Genomic DNA, 16926 nt, shown 5'->3' on the forward strand with positions numbered 1-16926 from the left:
GTGCCCGGACACCACCATGCTCCGCTCTCCTTCGCCCAGCAGCGCCTGTGGTTTCTGGACCAGCTGACACCCGGCAGCGCCGAGTACGTGGTGCCGTTCGGGTTCCGGGTGAGCGGCGGCCTGGACATCGGGGCGCTGGAATCGGCGTTCACCGGCCTGGTCGAGCGCCACGAACTGCTCCGCACCCGGTTCGTCGCCGGCGAGGACGGCCTGCCCAGACAGGTTGTCGGCGCGCCCTGGCCGGTGACCGTGACCGTGACGGACCTCGACGAGCGGGCCGCCGGCGCGCTCGTTGACGTCGAGGCGCACACACCCTTCGACCTTGCCAGCGGCCGCTTGCTGCGGGTGACGGTGATCCGGCTCGCGCCCGGTGAACACATCCTGCTGCTGTGCGTCCACCACATCGCCGTCGACGAGTGGTCGCTGCGGACGCTCGTGCGCGACCTGAGCGAGCTCTACACCGCCGCCGCACAGGACCGGGTCGCGGACCTGCCGCGCCTGCCGGTCCAGTACGCCGACTTCGCGGTGTGGCAGCGCGCTTCGCCGGACGACGAGGTCCAGCGGCGGCAGCGCGGCTACTGGCGCGAACAGCTGAGCGGCCTCGAACCGATCGACCTGCCCACCGACCGTCCCCGCCCGGCCGTCCGATCTGGACAGGGTGCGACCTGGCGGTTCGCGGTGCCGGCCGGTGTCGCCGCACAGCTGCGAGGCATCGCCCAGCGTGCGCGCGTCACGATGTTCATGCTGGTGATGGCCGCGTTTCAGCTGTTCCTGAGCAGGTACAGCGGCCGGGACGACATCGCTGTGGGAGTGCCGACCGCCGGGCGTGACCGGCCCGAGGTGGAAGACCTCGTCGGCTTCTTCGTCAACACGCTCGTCATGCGCACCGACCTGTCCGGCGACCCGACGTTTCTGGAGCTGCTGCGGCGGGTCAGGGAAACGGCCCTGGACGCCTACGACAACCAGGACCTTCCATTCGAGCGGCTGATCGAAGACCTGGCGCCCGACCGCGCGCTGTCACACCATGCGCTGTTCCAGGTCTTCTTCGTCCTCCGCGACACGATGGACGACGAGGGCTGGAAGATACCGGGACTCGCGATCGAGCGGTTCCACGTTCCCGACCGCACGGCCAAGTTCGACCTGACGCTGCTGGCGGTGCCGAGCGCGACCGGGCTGGACTGCCAGCTCGAATACAGCATCGACCTGTTCGACCAGGCCACCATCGCGCGGATGGCCGGCCACCTCACGACCCTGCTGTCCGGGATCGCCGCCGACCCGGAGCGGCGGGTGAGCGCGCTGGAGCTTCTTCCCGCGGACGAACGCGGCCGGCTCCTCGTCGAATGGAACGACACGGGTCTCGATGTGCCGCTCGGCGGCATCCCCGACCTTTTCGCGGCACACGTCGCGGCGACACCTGACGCGGTCGCGCTCGTCGACGGCGATCAGACCCTGACCTACCGGCAGCTCGACGCCCGAGCCAACCAACTGGCCCACCACCTACGCGCACACGGAGTCGGGCCGGAGGTCCTCGTCGCGGTCGGCCTGCCCCGCGGCGCGGACATGATCATGGCAGCGCTGGCGGTGCTGAAGGCCGGCGGTGGCTACGTCCCACTCGACCCCGACCATCCGGCCGACCGGCTCGCCTTCATGCTCCGTGACTGCGCGGCGCCCATCCTGCTCACGTACCGGCGCACCGGCCTACGAAACACGGGCGGGCAGACGGTGTTTCTCGACGCCGACCCGCACGGGTTCGCCGCCGGTCCCGACACGGACCCGCACCGGGTCACCACGCCGCGCGACACCGCCTTCGTCATCTACACCTCCGGATCGACCGGCAGACCCAAGGGCGTGGTGGTCGAGGTCGGCGCCGTCACGAACTTCCTCGCCGCGGCACGACAGATCCTCCGCGCCGCACCGACCGATCGGGTCCTCTTCGCCACCGCGTTCAGCTTCGACGTCGCGACAATCGAGATCTTCGTGCCGCTGACGGTCGGCGCGCGGATCGTCGTCGCCGACCACGACACGGTGCGTTCGCCCACCGATCTCGCCAACCTGATCGTCGACCACAAGGTGAGCCTTGTCTGCGCCACGCCGTCGCAGTGGCGGCAGCTCGTGGCGGCCCTGCCGTTTCGGATCGACAACCTCAAGGCGGTGACCGCGGGGGAGGCGTTGACGGCCGACCTGGCCCGAAGGCTCGTCGACGTGGCCGGCTATGTCGTCAACGGCTACGGCCCGACCGAGACGACGGTGCTTTCCGCGTACCACGTGGTCGGCCCGACGCACCCGACCGCCATCGGGCGGCCCATCGCCAACACCCGGACGTTCGTCGTGGACCGCGCGGGAAACCCGGTGCCGGTCGGGGTGAGCGGCGAGCTGTGGATCGGCGGCGACGGCGTCGCCCGTGGCTACCTCGACCGGCCGGAGCTGACCGCGGAACGGTTCGTCCCCAGCCCGTTCCCCGAGTACCCGGGCGAACGCTTGTACCGCACGGGCGACCTCGTCCGCTGGCTGCCCGACGGTCACCTCGAATACCTCGGTCGCGCTGACCGGCAGGTCAAGGTCCGTGGGGTCCGCATCGAACCCGGCGAGGTCGAGACGGTCCTCCTCGGCCACGACAGCGTCGTCTCCTGCGCGGTCGTGGCACACGGCGACCGTCTCGCCGCGTACTGCGTGCTCGCCGCGCCGGCGACCGTCCACGACCTCCGTGCTTGGTGCGCCCGGACACTCCCCGAGCACATGGTGCCCAACGCGTTCGTCTTCCTGGACGCTCTTCCGCTCAACCCGAATGGGAAGGTGGACTGGGCCGCGCTGCCCGCACCGGACAGCTCCAGACCCGAGCTGAGTACCGAGTTCGCCGCCGCGCGCACCGACGTGGAGGAGGCGGTCGCGCGCATCTGGGCACAGGTCCTGGGGCTGGCACAGGTGGGGATCCACGACAACTTCTTCGCCCTGGGCGGGCATTCCCTGCTCGCGATCCGGGCCGTCGCAGGTATCACCAAGCAGTTGGGCGCGGCGGTGACCGTCCGGGACGTGTTCGCCACCCCCACAGTGGCCGGACTCGCCGCCAAGGTCGAAGCGTGGACCGGCGAAGCCGCGCCCGCGATGACCGCGCGATCGGCCAAGGACCTGCCGCTCTCCTTCGGCCAGCGACGACTGTGGTTTCTGGACCAGCTGACCCCGCACAGCGCCGACTACGTGGTCTGCGTCGGCCTCCGGGTGACCGGCGACCTGCGAGTCACGGCGCTCGAGTCCGCGTTCTCCGCCCTCGTCAGCCGTCACGAGGTACTCCGCACGCGGTTTGTGGCCGGTCCGGCGCTGGAGCCCCGGCAGGTCGTCGAGGAGCCCTGGCCGGTCGCGGCGACCATTGTGGACCTCACCGCCGTCGCCGGCGGCGCGAACCGGGAACGGGCGGCCGACGAGGCGATCGGCGCGGAGGCACACCGGCCGTTCGACCTCGCGGCGGGACACCTGCTGCGGGTGAGCGTCGTGCACCTGGCTCAGGACGAGCACCTTGTTCTGGTATGCATGCACCACATCGTCACCGACGCGTGGTCGCTCGGCGTACTCGCACGTGAGCTCCGGGAGCTCTACGCCGCGGCGGTGGAGGACAGAAGTGCCGACCTGCCCGCGTTGCCGGTGCAGTACGGCGACTTCACGATGTGGCAACGCGAGTGGCTGCCGGTCGTCTCGGCGAAGCAGCTGAGCTTCTGGCGCTCCGCGCTCGACGGACTGCGACCGCTCGACCTGCCCACCGACCGTCCCCGCCCGGCCGCCCGCTCCGGGCGTGGCGCCGCGTACCTGTTCACCGTCCCGGACGGCATCGTCTCCGGGTTGCGGGACATCGCCCGCGGCCAGGACGCGTCGCTGTTCATGGTGGTCCTGGCCGCCTTCCAACTGCTGCTGTCCCACTGGTGCCGGCAGGACGACGTGGCGGTCGGTGTCGTATCCGCCGGCCGGAGCAGGCCCGAGGTGCAACACCTGATCGGACTGTTCGTCGACACCGTCGTCATCCGCTGCGATCTGGCCGGAGACCCGGCGTTTCCGGAGATCCTGCGAAGGGTCAAGGCGGCGACTCTCGACGCCTTCGACAACCAACACCTTCCCTTCGAACGGGTGGTGGAGCACCTCGCGCCGGAACGCGACCTGTCGCGGCAGCCGCTGTTTCAGGTCCTCTTCAGCATGCACACCGCTACCGGCGAAGGCTGGACACTGCCGGGTCTCGCCGTCGAACAGTTCCACGTGCCCAGCCACACCGCGAAGTTCGACCTGTCAGTCGTGCTCACCGAGCGGGACGGCGGCGACCTCGCCGGACATCTGACCTACTCTACGGACCTGTTCGACGAAGGCACCATCGACCGGCTCGTCGCCCGGTTCGGGACGCTGCTCGCGGCCGTGGTCGCCGATCCGCGACGTCAGGTCACCGCGGTCGAGGTCGTCCCGGCGGCCGAGCGGTCTCAGCTGGAGCGGTGGAGCGGGACCGCGGCGGGGCACGCGGACGACAAGTGTCTACACCAGCTCGTCGAGGAGCAGGCACGGGTACGGCCCGGCGCGGTCGCCGTCGTGTCCGGCACGGAGCGGCTGACGTACGCACAGCTGAACGCCGCGGCGAACCGACTGGCTCATCACCTCCGCGCGCGCGGGGTCGGGCCCGACATACCCGTCGGCGTACACCTCCACAGAGGACTCGACATGGTCGTGGCGCTTCTGGGTGTGTTGAAGGCCGGCGGTGCCTACCTGCCGCTGGACCCGAGCTATCCGGCGGAGCGGCTGGCGTTCATGCTCCGGGACAGCGCGGCCGAGCTGGTGGTGACCCGCGACGACCTCGCCGGCCGGCTGCCCGACCATGCCGGCCAGATGGTCCTGCTCGACACCGACGCCGCGGCGCTCGACACGTGCCCGGCGACCGATCCGCCACCCGGTGCGGGCCCGGACCACCTGGCGTACGTCATCTACACCTCGGGTTCGACCGGCGTCCCGAAGGGTGTGCTCACACCACACCGCGCGGTGGTCAACTTCCTGCGGTACATCCACGGGTTGGCGGACGTCACTCCGTCCGATGTGGTCGGTCAGGCCGCCACGTTCAGCTTCGACATTTCCGTCTTCGAATGCTGGGGCGCGTTGACGGCCGGGGCCACGATGGTCGTCATCCCCACCGAGGTACTCGTCGACCCCGACCGGCTGAGGGCGGCCTTCGACGCGTACGGCGTGACCGTCATGCGGATCGGTGCCGTGCTGCTCAACAGCCACCTGTCGGCGCGGCCACGCCTGCTCGCCGGTTTGAAGACGGTGTGCTACGGCGGCGAGGCCGTCCCGCGTGCCGTGGTCGACGGGATCCTGGCCACGCCGCACGCACCCGGCCAGCTGATCCACTGGTACGGGCCCACCGAGACCACCGTCATCTCCACCTGCCACGTCGTCGGCTCGGCGGGAACGGGTGCCGTCATGCCCATCGGGCGCCCGATCGCCGACACTCAGCTGTACATTGTGGACGTCCGTGGACAGTTGGCGCCCATCGGCACCCCGGGGGAGCTGTGGATCGGCGGGGCCGGTGTGGCTCGGGGCTACCTCGGCCGTCCGGAGCTGACCGCCGAGCGGTTCGTCCCGAACCCTTTCTCCACGGTGCCGGGCGCACGCGTCTACCGCACCGGCGATCTGGTCCGCTGGCTCCCCGACGGCACCCTCGAGTTCGTCGGCCGCACCGACCACCAGGTCAAGGTCCGCGGCCACCGGGTCGAGCCGGCCGAGGTCGAGGCGGCGTTGACCGCCCACCCCGCGGTGAGACAGGCGGTCGTGACCGCCCGAGACGACAGCCTGGTGGCCTACCTCGTCGCCGACGACGAGCATCGCAGAAGCGAGGGGGAGCGGGCCCTGCTGGAGGAGTGGCGGTCCAAATGGGACTCCGCCTACCGATCGCCCGGCGCCGGCGCGGGATACGCGATCTGGACCAGCTCCGCCACCGGAGAACCCATACCCGAGGCCGAGATGCGGGAATGGCATCACTCGACCGCGGAGCGGATCCTGGCGCTGCGCCCGAAGCGGGTGCTGGAGATCGGCGTCGGCACGGGACTGATCCTGTCGTCGGTGGCGCCGTTGTGCGAGTCGTACACCGGCACCGACATCTCCCCGGCCGCGATCGAGACGCTGCGCACCGGGCTCGGCGAAGACCTCGTCGACCGGGTCGATCTCCGGGTGCGGCCGGCGGACGTCCTCGACGACATTCCACCGCGCTCCTTCGACGTCGTCATCCTGAACTCCGTCGTGCAGTACTTCCCGAGCCTCGACTACCTCCTTCAGGTGCTACGCGGAGCGCTGGCGTGCCTTAGCCCGGGCGGTGCGGTCTTCGTCGGCGACGTGCGCAACCTCCGCCTGCTCCGCTGCATGCGTACGGCTGTGGAGCTGCGACGGCACGGCACCGCGCGCGAGGTGACGGCGGGGGTCGACGCCGCGCTGCGCCTGGAGACCGAGCTGCTCCTCGATCCGGACTTCTTCGCGGCCCTGCCAGAGCATCTCGACGGTGTCGCGGCGTGCGAGGTCCGGGTCAAGGCGGGCGGCTACGACAACGAGCTGAGCCGCTACCGGTACGACGTGGTGATACGTACGTCGGCCGCCGGCGATCCGGCAGTGCCCCAGATCCGGTGGAGTCCACAGGACACTGTGGACAGCGTCGAAGCACGCCTGCGCACCGAAACGCGGGGCCTCCAGCTGCTGTCCGTGCCCAACCGGAGGGTAATCGCCGACCACCGCGCGATGTGCGTGGTCGACAGTGGAGGCGACATCGCCGAGGCCTTGCGGGTGTCGCGCGGCCGGCCGGACGCCCCGGCGCTGGAAGAGTTTCAGCGACTGGCCGACCGCACCGGACACGACATGGCGGCGACCTGGTCGGCGAACGCCGACGACGGTGCGCTCGACATCCTTTTCAGCAAAGCTTCGACCGCCCAGGCGGCCCTCTACCGCACGGACCCGCCGAGCCTGGACCTCGCCCGGTACGCCAACTCCCCGGCCCGGTCGAGCGGCGACGGCGACCTGTTGCTGTCCGTACGCCGGCACGTGGCCGGACGCCTTCCGGACTTCATGGTCCCGTCGTCGATGATGCTGCTGGCCGAGCTCCCACTGACACCCAACGGCAAAGTGGACCGCCGCGCGCTGCCCGAGCCGGAACATCAGGCGGTGCGGGCCGGCCGCGAACCCCGGACGGCAACAGAAGAGCTGCTGTGCGAGGTCTTCGCCGAGATACTCGGCCTGCCCACGATCTCCATCGACAGCGACTTCTTCGAGTCCGGCGGCCACTCGCTGCTCGCCACCCGGATCGCGGCCCGCGTGCGGTCGCGGCTCGGCGTCCCGCTGAGCATCAGGACGCTGTTCGAAGCGCCCACCGTCGCCCTGCTCGCCGAAAGCCTCGACCACAGCGGCACCACCGCCCGGTCAATGCGACCACGCAGGGACCGCCAGCCCTAGCAACGAGGCCCGCGTCAGCCACAGCAGCGCTGGGGGTGCTCCCGCGACGCGGGCGGACGTCAGGCGGCCGGGACGGGTCGGCCTCCGCCGGCGTTCGGGGAGCTTGCCGGCAGGGCCATCACCGCGGGGGCGGTGTCCCGTCCCGACCGCTACCGAAACAGCGCCCCCGGCACCGCCGGCGTTACTCGCTGCTTTGCGCTCGTAGCGGCGTTGAGCTGACCAAGGACGCGACCGTCCGAGGACGGAGCGTGACTTTAGCCCCCGTAGATGGCGAGGACCTCTGGCACACTCCTGCCGAAATTTTGGCTCCAATGCCCGTGTGTGAGGCTCCAGCGTTGTGAGCTTCTGCCGCCGTCGAACTGAATCACCCACTCCGCACCTACTGAGTAGAGCCGGTTGACGGCCGCCGCGAGGGTTACCGGCTCTGACATCTGGATATAGATTCTTCCTGTGGTGAAGTTGTAACCCACCAGGGTGCGTCCTTTGTTCTCGTTGGCGTCACTGGGAGCGTCCCATGGGATGAACCCCATCGTCGCCTCGTAGAACCCGTTGAACTCGTTGAAGATGTCGGACAGGGTGTATGCGCCCCGATCTGGGCATTCGCATTGGTTGCCGAAGTCTCCGAAGGCGACCTGTTGGAAAGCGGCGTTGGGATCTCCGAGTCGAATCATGCGCTTGCGGAAACCCCATGCGGCGTCACCGTGGTGGTCATACGCGTACCCTGGAGTTTGCACTACGTCGAAATTCTTTTCGGGGAGTGACAGTCGCGATGTCGAGCCGCCGTCGTCGACCAGGAATCCCGCGTTCACCAGGCCGAAGAGCTTGGATGAAGGCGGCACTGCCGGTCCTCCTCCGGCACGGATGTAGTCGGCCCATTCCCCGGCATACCTCTTGTGAAACCTGCTCTCAGAGCCGGTTTGGCAGCATTGCCTCTGGGACACGACGCGGAGCTTCGCACCGAGCGATCTATCGACGAGCCACAGCTCATGGGCACCGGAATAGCAGTGCGCGACGCCGAGCACCCTGGAGAAGGTGCCCCAGTCGAAGGGACACGCCGTGTTCCCGCCTTCGGGTGGGTCAGTCGGGCCGGCGTTTGCCGAAGGCGCGCCAGGTAGTAGCAGCGCGGTCGCAGTGGCGATGGTCGCCACACCGGCGGCAAGGGCACGTCGCAGAATTGTGCGCATGTTGGTCCTCCCGACCACGTTGACGAATGATCCGCGATCGACGCGGTCAGTAGGACGGTGTGCCGCCTCGGTAGACGGCACCGTTGCTCAGTTCGCAGTGGCTCCACGCGTACGACGTCACGTCGGCGTCGTAGAGCATGTTCGTGGTGCCGACGTAGAAGTTGGGGTTGCGCGACCGCTGCTCCACGCCGGCGTAGAGAACCTCGTTGTCGGAGTTGCGGTGGACCTTCACGTAGCAGTTTTCCGTGTAGAGATCACCGACCGTGGCGCGGACGCTCCCCGCGACGGTTCGGCAGGTAGGGCTGTAGTACAGGTCGACCGCGATGCCTGGACCGATGGGCGTCGTACGCGCGATCCGCCAGTTGGCGCACTCGGCGACCGGGAGGTTGTCGCAATTGGAGGAGTCGCCGATGTGGCCACTGTGCCAACCGCATGTGACGGCGGCTTGGCTCGGTGCGGCAAGGCCGAGTCCCCCGGCGATCGCGATCACGGCGCATGCCAGGATGCTAGCGATTCTTCGCATGAAGTGTCCTCAGCTACCGGGGAAGGGCGGGCAGTGGACGCGACTGCCGCGGTTGGTCAAGTAGTAGTCGGACACCCAACCTCGGTAATTGTCGTAGGCGACGTAGCTCCATGTGGAAACGCCATTGATGTTCTGACCCGAGTCGTAGCACCAGAGATCCACTGTCGCGGCAGCCGGTATCGAGGTGAGCCATCCACAGCCCGTGCCTGGGCCTTTCCGCATGTTCACGTTGTTGGTCCAGGTGCCGACGGTGTCGGTGCCCGAGTCCAGGTTCTCCACGACGTGGTTGCTGCACGAGTACGCCGCCTGTGCGGCGGTGGACGGGATAACCGTGACCGCGCCGACCACGGCGGCCGCGAGACCTAGCTGAGCCCCCGTCAGGCGAATCCGCTGAGATGCGCTTCGCATTTGTTCTCTCCTTGCGTGCCTCTTTGGTTGTTGGATCAGTGCGCATCCGATTGTCGGGTTCGCCGGGTCGCCGGAACAGGACATTCGTCTGTCGCCGAATGTCGGCCGACAAGATCAGAACCGGCGCCGCCGCGTCGACACGGAGAGTGAGGCGCCAGCCAGTGCGCCATCCTGAGCACGTCCATCCAGACGCCCACATGGCCAAGTGCGGATACACTTCGGATCGATCGGTGACGTCCGTCCTTCGAGGCCTGGGGCATGCTGCGTATCCACTTCACGCCACAGGATGTGGCGCGGGTTCGCATGGTGGTGTTGGGACCCTTGGCCGAGACCCAGCTGAGCATGCGCACGCTGCACAATCCGATGGCCAGGGTGGAGTTCACGGGTTGGCGGGAAAGAGTTGCCCCGCGAGTGCCGGGGCAGGTTCGCGCGCTCGCGCGCTTCCTTGCCCCTACGACTTGCGGTCCCATCGACCTTTTCACCCCGGTCGGACCGGTGGCCGACGTCGACCACGGGCTGGACCGGCTGCTTGGCGCGCCCGAGCTGCGCGAAGAACTGGCGGTGCCGTGCCACCGCAGCCACCCGCGGCCGGCGTGGCTGACGCCGACTCTGGATCGAGGCGACCGTGACCACCTCGCTGCGGTGCTCCGCGCGGGTCACCAGGTGGCGATCAAACCGTTCTGGCGAGAGCTGGAATCCGCGCTGGAGATCGAGCGGACCCGATGTGCGCGGCTGCTCCTGGAGGGTGGCGTCGACATGTTGATGGCCGGTCTCCATCCATCGATCCGATGGCGGGACGGCGTTCTGGAGCTTACCGAGTATCGGCCGCATGTCGATTCGGCCATCCACCTATCCGGTCGCGGTGTGATTCTCGCGCCGTCGTTCTTCTGCCAGCCCGGGCCGATGGTATTCACTTCGTGCGCCGACGCCGGCGACTCCCCGACACTGATTTATCCCATCGATCGGGACCTCCGGAGAGTCGCGAGAATCTGGGCGCCGACTGGCCAAGGCGGCCAAAGGGCTCTGCGAGCGCTGCTGGGCCGCGCCAGAGCGACGGTACTGGAGGTGATCGCGTCGGGCTCGGTCACCACCACGGAAATCGCCCGTCGGGCGGGAATCTCGCCTTCCAGCGCCAGCGAGCATGCCACGGTCCTCCGCGACGCCGGCCTCGTCGCCAGCCGCCGAGACCAAAACCGAGTCCTACATACGATCACGTCGGCTGGAGCCGCCATCCTGAACGGCACAAGCAAGTCTGTGGCCGCAGACCCGCAGAGGCGTTGAGGGCGGCCTGATGACTTCTGCCTCCGCCACCCTCGTCTGCTACCGCCGAATCGGGAAGGTCCAACTAAGACGCTCTCTTAGTGGACGGCGAGGAGCTTGCGCCAGGTGAGCCTGCCGACTCTGCCGTCGTCGTCGAGCGAGTGCCGCCGCTGGAAGCCCTTGACCGCCTTCAGCGTGTCGTTGCCGAACAGGCCGTCCTCGTCGAGGCGGCGGCCGCCCAGCTCCGGGTGCTTGTTGCGGACAGCGCAGTTCAGCCGTGCCTGTACCCAGCGGACGTTGTCGCTGCGGCGGCTCTCGTCCTTCACCAGATCCCGGCCGGGGAACGGCCGGTCGGGCCGCCCGATCGCGCTGATCGGTGCCACGGCGACCCCGCCACCCAGGCCCTTGCGGAAGCCGATGTCCCCGTCGTCGAACCGTCTCAACCACGTCGCGGTGCTGAACAGCCGCTTGATCGGCTTGCCCCGCGCCGCGCAGATGATGCCCGAGACGTAGCCCGAGCAGTCCCCGCCCCTGTTTCTCGACGGGACTCCGCCCAGCACGTAACGCTGGCCCACGCAGGCGTCCGCGTACCGCTTGGCCTCCGCCGCGGCGGCATCGGACAGCACGAGGTGGAACGTGTGCCGGAACAGCCGGTGCGTCGCACCCCGCGCGGCCGACCCGCGCAGGCACCCCTTGCCACCCCGCGACTCGTAGTTGACGCCGCCGAGCGTGCAGGCGATGTGCCCGAACCTGTGGTCGAGCTCGTCGGCCGTGCTCATGCCGACCTGAAGCAGCTTGGTCATCTCAGCTCACATCCTCGGGCGCGGTCGACACCTGCTCGCCGGCTCCCCGGCCGCGGTTGGCAGTCTCGATCTCCTGGACCTGGGCGGCGATGTCCGCGACCTCCTCGCCGGACAACCTCTCGCCCTCCGACGCCCGCGCCTCCGGCGTCACGCCCTCTTCCACGTCGACGTCCTCGAACGGCGTCACGTCGGCATCCGCCGCTGGCGGCTGCCCGCCCGTCTGCGCGTCACCCGGAACGGCGGCGGCCGGATCTTCTGGTTCACCCATCGCTTGCATCTCCTCGCTCATCGATGCCTGCGGCGTGGACGCGACCCCGGCTCCGGCGGATCACGCCGACACAGCCCAGGACCACTGCTGCGACCCAGTATCGGCCCGTCCGAGCCGGACGAATGTCGGCCACCCACCCACGCGACTGTCCACATGACGACACCGGGTCGCCCGAGGCAAAGCACTACAACGGCAGGTCTGAACTGGTCGGCGGGGCGGGTTGGCTGAAGGCGCCACCTTGCGGGCGGCCTAGGATGTGGGGTATGACCGCGCCGACCGGGCAGCCGGTGGAGGAGTTTCTCGCCGCCGTGCCGAGTGAGAGCCGGCGGGCCGACGCCGGTCAGCTCATCGCGCTCATGCGCGAGATCACCGGCGAGGAGCCGGTGATGTGGGGGCCGAGCATCGTCGGCTTCGGCCGGTATCACTACCGGTACGACAGCGGCCGTGAGGGTGACAGCGCGTTGGCCGGGTTCTCGCCACGCAAGCAGCACCTCGTGGTCTACCTCGTCGGCGGGTTCGAGGATCGGCACGCCTCGACGCTCGCGCGGCTCGGGCCACACAAGACCGGCAAGGGCTGCCTCTACCTGAAGAGCCTCGACGGCGTCGACCTGGGCGTGTTGCGCGAGCTGGTCGACCGCTCGGTGCGGGTGCACAAAGGTGTCGACCGCGCGAGTTCCTGACCGGGCGGCGGGCCGCGACTTCATCCCCGCGGGGTGAGGCGCTCCTGTCCGAGGGTTGCGACGATCGTTGCAGCCCATCGGAAGGAGCACCATGAGTGAGCCGATCGTGCTGATCCACGGGCTCTGGATGACCGCCCGCAGCTGGGATCGCTGGGTGGAGTACTACCGGGCGAAGGGGCACGAGGTCATCGCGCCGACGTACCCGGGATTCGAGATCGAGGTCGAGGCGCTGCGGGAAAAGCCCGACGTCATCGCCGAGGCGTCCGTCGCCGCGACGGTCGACCACCTCAGCGAGGTGATCGAGAGCCTGGACCGTCCGCCGATCATCATGGGCCACTCCTTCGGCGGCACCTTCACCCAGATCCTGGTGAACCGGGGGCTTGGCGCCGCCGCGGTGGTCATCGACTCGGCGCCGCCCGAGGGTGTGCGGGTCAACCCGCCGTCGCAGATCAAATCCCTGTTTCCGGTCCTCAAGAACCCGGCCAACCGCCACCGCGCGGTGGGTTTCACCAAGGAGCAGTTCCACTACGCCTTCGCGAACACGGTCAGCCGGGAGGAGTCCGACGCGGCGTACGACCTCCTCCACATCCCGGCGCCCGGCAGCTGGGTGTGGGCCTACGGTCTGATAGCCAACTGGAAGCCGGGCCACCAGGAGACCTGGGTCGACTACGACCTGGACGACCGTGCCCCGCTGCTGTTCATCATCGGGGGCAAGGACCACCTGATGCCGCCGTCGGTGATCCGGTCGAACGCGAAGAAGTACCGCAACTCCACGGCGACAACCGACACCCACGAGTTTCCGGACCGCTCACACTTCACCGGTGTCGAGCCTGGCTGGGAGCAGGTGGCCGACTACGCGCTCGATTGGGCGACTCGCCACGTGCGAGCCGCCTGACCGGTCGGGCAGGCCAGCCGCGCCTGGGGGTGAACCCGTCACCCCCAGGCGGTTCGCTAGCGGAACGCGCGGGGATTCACCTGTACGAGCTGCCCGGCGTGCGGTATGCCGAGGAACGCGGCGATGCTCCACGACGTGGCGTAGAGGCGTCCACCGATGTACTCCAGGCCGGTCGGCATCGTGACCTGGGCGTGAGTGATCCTGCCACGCTCGATCCTGGTGATCCGGCCCACTGTGGACGGATCGAATCCGGGCGGCGGCTCACCCGGCGGGGCTCCATGGAGCACCTCGGAGGCGTAGACGGTGCCGGTCGGCGCCACCGCGATGCCGGTCAGCGACGTGAATCCGTGCCAGACCTTGAGCACCTTGCCGGTCCGGCCGTCGAGCTTCCAGATGGCCGCGGCACCGGGTTGTTCCGCGCCCAGCGTCGATACGTACACGTATTTGCCATGCACCGCGACGCCGGTCGGTACCGAGTCGCAGCCGATCGTGCCGGGGTTGGCCTGCGCGCCGGGCGCGAGGCATTCCGGTGTCTTGGCGTTCGGCGGGACGAAGTAGGTGGAGATCTTGCCGGTGCGCGGATCCACCCGCAGGACGTCGTTGGCTCCACCGTCGGCGATCAGCAGACCCCATCGGGTGTACGTCATGCTGAACGGGTTGGACAGGGCGTCGTAGGGCTGACCTGACGGATCGAACTGGACCTGTCCATCCGGGTTGTGCTTCAGCTCGTAGGCCATCAGGTCGGCCAGGACGCGGACACCCGTTCCATCCTTGTTGGCCACCAGCAGCGACGCCGGCGGGTACCCGGTCGGTGGCGGAGGACCTTCCGGACCCCCGCCGCCCAACACGACGAAGATCTTGTTGGCGTACGTCGCCACGCCTGACGGGCTCGGCAGTCCCGAAATGACGGTGCGCTGCGCGCCTGTCTTGAGGTTGACCGCCGTGATCTCGCCGGTGTCCGACTCGGCGACGACCGCACGCGTGGACGACACGATGTCCAAGCCGTACGGTCCGTCCAGTCCACTCGTGATGGTCTTGACCGGCGGTCCAGGACGCCCGGTCGACGCGGCCGCCGGGGACGCCGCCAGCACGCTCAGCGCGCTCGCGCCGATCGCGGCGAACGCTCTCAGCGCATAGGAACTTTTCATCCTCTCCCTTTCCCTGGGGGTAGGGGCTCGGCGGGCGATGGATAGGTGAGTCGCCGCCATTCAGCGCGGCAGCGTGTCCGTCGCGCTCCAGTGCGTAGTGTGCGTCGTGCCGCGGATCCCACGAGCCGATACCGCTGAACACGTTTGTCGGATAGCCGACCACCGCGCGCGCCTGAAGGGGTAGGTGAAGTCAGCGAAGGTTTTGTTCGGTGGTGGGCGGTGTAGATCGCCGGTGGCGGCGTACCACGAGCACGATGGTGACCAGGACCGCGGCGAGTGTGGCTTGGAGCCCTAGCCAGGCCGCTTGCCAGCCGGTCCGGATGGGGCGTATTGGCGGGTTCGCGCCGGGTCGGACGGCTCCGCTGGCGATGCTTTCGTCCGCGATGTCGAGGGATCCGACGTCGCCCTTCGGTGTCAAGAGCGTGCGGGTGCGGCCGTCGGGACTCAGCGCCAGCACGGCGTTCCTGACGACGGCGAAGTATTGGTTCGGGTAGCCCCACGCGTCGTTGTTCGGGTCAGCCTTGGCCGGGTCCCAGTCGGATGACATGCGGGAGCCCGGGTAGTTCACGACGACGATCGCGTCGCCGGATGGCCACCAGCCCAGCAGGCGTACCGCGCCCACGTTGGTGATCTGCGGGAAGGTAAGGCCGCGCTGTTCCGCACCGGACATGGGGTCCAGGACCCGCAGGCTCCACCGGCTGGTGAACCCGCGCCGGCCCGGATCGTCCGCGCAGCAGGCCGCCCGGCTGACCACGACAAGGCCGTTGCCGTCGGGGGTGTAGGCGCCCTTGCCGGCCAGCTGGCTGTCGTGCCGCAGCGTGAATCCGCCGAGTCTGGTTGCCTGCCGGTCGAACACCGTCACCTGGTCACCCACCTGTACCGCCAGGCGGGAGCCGTCCGGGGTGAACGCCACCATGTGCCCCGGCATGGTGCCTACCGCCTTCGCGCTGACGTCGACAAGGCGGGCGAACCGTCCCGTCTCCAGGTCGAGCAGGCCGGCGGTCGCCGCGTCGGCGATGAAGGCGCCCCCCTCCTGGTGCCCGGTTTGCCGGATCACCGCGAGGGTGTCGCCGTCCGGTGCCCAGCCGAGCGGCCGGTACTGAGTGGTCGAGTCGGTACCGGGCAGGTCGTCCGAGCGGCCGGTCACCAGGTCGTACAGCGCCGACCATACGACGAACCGGGTGCCGTCCGGCGACAGCATGGCGTCCAAACCGGCCGGAGCATCGCCGTCGTAGTCCCATGTCCGGTACGTGTTGTCGGTGGCGCCGACCGCCACCATCGTCGTTTCTGGAAACGCCAGGCTCGGCGGCGGGCTTGTCTTCCCCGACAGCAGCAGCGCCGCCGGGCCCGCGGGCGCCTGCTTCGCGGTGGCCGTCCAGGCGTGGGCCATGCTCACCCGGTCGGGCAGCGACGCCGGCTTGGCGACGGCGCCCGGCGCGGGCGGGTCGCCCGTTTCGGTAAGCAGGACCGGCGTCGCTATCACCAATGCCGCGACGGCCGCCAAGGCCGAGGTGATGCGCAAGCGCCGGTTTCTGCGCAGGCGCCGGCCTCGGGCCAGCGCCGCCTCGTACACGTCGAAGGGGGGCACCGTGCTGCCGGCGTCGCTCAGGGCCTGCCGGAGGCGTTCACTCACCGCGTCACATCCTTGCTCAGCGTCGGCGCGTCATCGTCCACCAGCTGAGGGGCGATGGCGCGCAGCCGTTGGAGGGCGTCGTGCTTGGCCCGCTTGACGGTGCCGACGGTCACCTGGAGTACATCGGCCACCTGCGTTTCGGTCAGGTCCTCGTAGAACCGGAGCACGATGACGGCGCGTTGCCGCGGCGGCAGCTGCGCCAGTGCGCGCAACACGGTTATCCGCAGCGCCGTATCCGCCGTGGTGTCCACTCCCGACCAGTGCGGCGGCTCCTCGGCGAGGGCCTCGTCGACCCGCTTGCGCCGCCAGCGCGACACCTGCTCGTTGTAGAGCACCCGGCGTACGTACGCGTCCGGGTCGCCGTCGCGGACGCGCGGCCAGTGTGCGGCGGTCTTGGCCAGCGCCGACTGCACCAGATCCTCCGCCAGGTGGTAGTCGCCGGTCAGCAGGAACGCCGCGCGCGACAGCGCCCCCGACCGGCTCACCACGAACTCCCGGAAACCCGCGTAGCGGTCCACCGCACCTCCGTCGTGATCGTCACCCATATTCAAACGCGAGATACCACACGGACGGTTGAGCCCGTGGCGCGCGAGCTTCCCACGTCAGCGTCGCGCAAGTGGGGTGTAAGCGTGCGTCCTTACGCTGCTGGCAAATCGAGCGACGATTAGG

Annotated in this window: 12 protein-coding genes; 4 read left to right on the plus strand and 8 right to left on the minus strand. The window is 69.1% G+C overall.

The genetic code is table 11. The features are described from left to right. Nucleotides 1-7455 carry an amino acid adenylation domain-containing protein gene (locus ACTMTJ_RS20645; RefSeq protein ID WP_441219287.1) on the plus strand — a complete coding sequence of 2485 codons (7455 nt, stop codon included), beginning with the start codon at nucleotides 1-3 and terminating at the stop codon, nucleotides 7453-7455. A 254-nt stretch (nucleotides 7456-7709) separates the two neighbouring features. On the opposite strand, the gene ACTMTJ_RS20650 is transcribed toward ACTMTJ_RS20645, so the two are convergent. The 3 genes from ACTMTJ_RS20650 to ACTMTJ_RS20660 are packed head-to-tail and all read right to left on the minus strand — an operon-like array spanning nucleotide 7710 to nucleotide 9570. After that, complete coding sequence (locus tag ACTMTJ_RS20650) at nucleotides 7710-8639, minus strand: hypothetical protein (RefSeq protein WP_441218944.1); 930 nt, start codon at nucleotides 8637-8639, stop codon at nucleotides 7710-7712. 46 nt (nucleotides 8640-8685) lie between these two features. Further along, complete coding sequence (locus ACTMTJ_RS20655) at nucleotides 8686-9162, minus strand: hypothetical protein (RefSeq protein ID WP_441218946.1); 477 nt, start codon at nucleotides 9160-9162, stop codon at nucleotides 8686-8688. A 9-nt stretch (nucleotides 9163-9171) separates the two neighbouring features. Continuing rightward, nucleotides 9172-9570, minus strand: coding sequence for an SH3 domain-containing protein (locus ACTMTJ_RS20660; RefSeq protein WP_441218948.1), 399 nt, complete (start codon nucleotides 9568-9570; stop codon nucleotides 9172-9174). Nucleotides 9571-9828: 258 nt separating this feature from the next. Between ACTMTJ_RS20660 and ACTMTJ_RS20665 the strand changes: the two genes are divergently transcribed. Beyond that, nucleotides 9829-10851 (plus strand): ArsR/SmtB family transcription factor, encoded by a 1023-nt coding sequence (locus ACTMTJ_RS20665; RefSeq protein ID WP_441218950.1) that lies wholly within the window; start codon nucleotides 9829-9831, stop codon nucleotides 10849-10851. 77 nt (nucleotides 10852-10928) lie between these two features. Here ACTMTJ_RS20665 and ACTMTJ_RS20670 read toward each other — a convergent pair whose 3' ends face one another. Both ACTMTJ_RS20670 and ACTMTJ_RS20675 read right to left on the minus strand, forming a co-directional pair. Then, nucleotides 10929-11633, minus strand: a complete 705-nt coding sequence (locus ACTMTJ_RS20670; RefSeq protein ID WP_441218952.1) for a peptidoglycan-binding domain-containing protein — start codon at nucleotides 11631-11633, stop codon at nucleotides 10929-10931. 1 nt (nucleotide 11634) lies between these two features. Further along, nucleotides 11635-11922 carry a hypothetical protein gene (locus tag ACTMTJ_RS20675; RefSeq protein WP_441218954.1) on the minus strand — a complete coding sequence of 96 codons (288 nt, stop codon included), beginning with the start codon at nucleotides 11920-11922 and terminating at the stop codon, nucleotides 11635-11637. A 242-nt stretch (nucleotides 11923-12164) separates the two neighbouring features. Here ACTMTJ_RS20675 and ACTMTJ_RS20680 point away from each other — a divergent pair, with 242 nt between their 5' ends. Together ACTMTJ_RS20680 and ACTMTJ_RS20685 are read left to right on the plus strand one after the other, a co-directional pair. Next, nucleotides 12165-12581, plus strand: coding sequence for a DUF1801 domain-containing protein (locus ACTMTJ_RS20680; RefSeq protein WP_441218956.1), 417 nt, complete (start codon nucleotides 12165-12167; stop codon nucleotides 12579-12581). A gap of 91 nt (nucleotides 12582-12672) precedes the next feature. Then, the gene (locus tag ACTMTJ_RS20685; RefSeq protein WP_441218958.1) at nucleotides 12673-13476 is read left to right on the plus strand and encodes an alpha/beta hydrolase; all 804 of its coding nucleotides are present in this window, start codon (nucleotides 12673-12675) and stop codon (nucleotides 13474-13476) included. A 56-nt stretch (nucleotides 13477-13532) separates the two neighbouring features. On the opposite strand, the gene ACTMTJ_RS20690 is transcribed toward ACTMTJ_RS20685, so the two are convergent. From ACTMTJ_RS20690 to ACTMTJ_RS20700, 3 genes are all read right to left on the minus strand, one after another. Next, a complete protein-coding gene (locus ACTMTJ_RS20690) occupies nucleotides 13533-14624 on the minus strand; it encodes a ScyD/ScyE family protein (RefSeq protein ID WP_441218960.1) in 1092 nt (363 codons plus the stop codon). 190 nt (nucleotides 14625-14814) lie between these two features. After that, complete coding sequence (locus ACTMTJ_RS20695; RefSeq protein ID WP_441218962.1) at nucleotides 14815-16257, minus strand: WD40 repeat domain-containing protein; 1443 nt, start codon at nucleotides 16255-16257, stop codon at nucleotides 14815-14817. Further along, entirely contained in the window at nucleotides 16254-16802 is a 549-nt protein-coding gene (locus ACTMTJ_RS20700; RefSeq protein WP_441218964.1) for a SigE family RNA polymerase sigma factor, read from the minus strand. Before ACTMTJ_RS20700 ends, ACTMTJ_RS20695 begins: the two co-directional genes overlap by 4 nt. Between the last annotated feature and the right edge of the window lie 124 nt (nucleotides 16803-16926).

This window comes from Phytohabitans sp. LJ34, assembly GCF_052068095.1.
Lineage (GTDB): Bacteria > Actinomycetota > Actinomycetes > Mycobacteriales > Micromonosporaceae > Phytohabitans.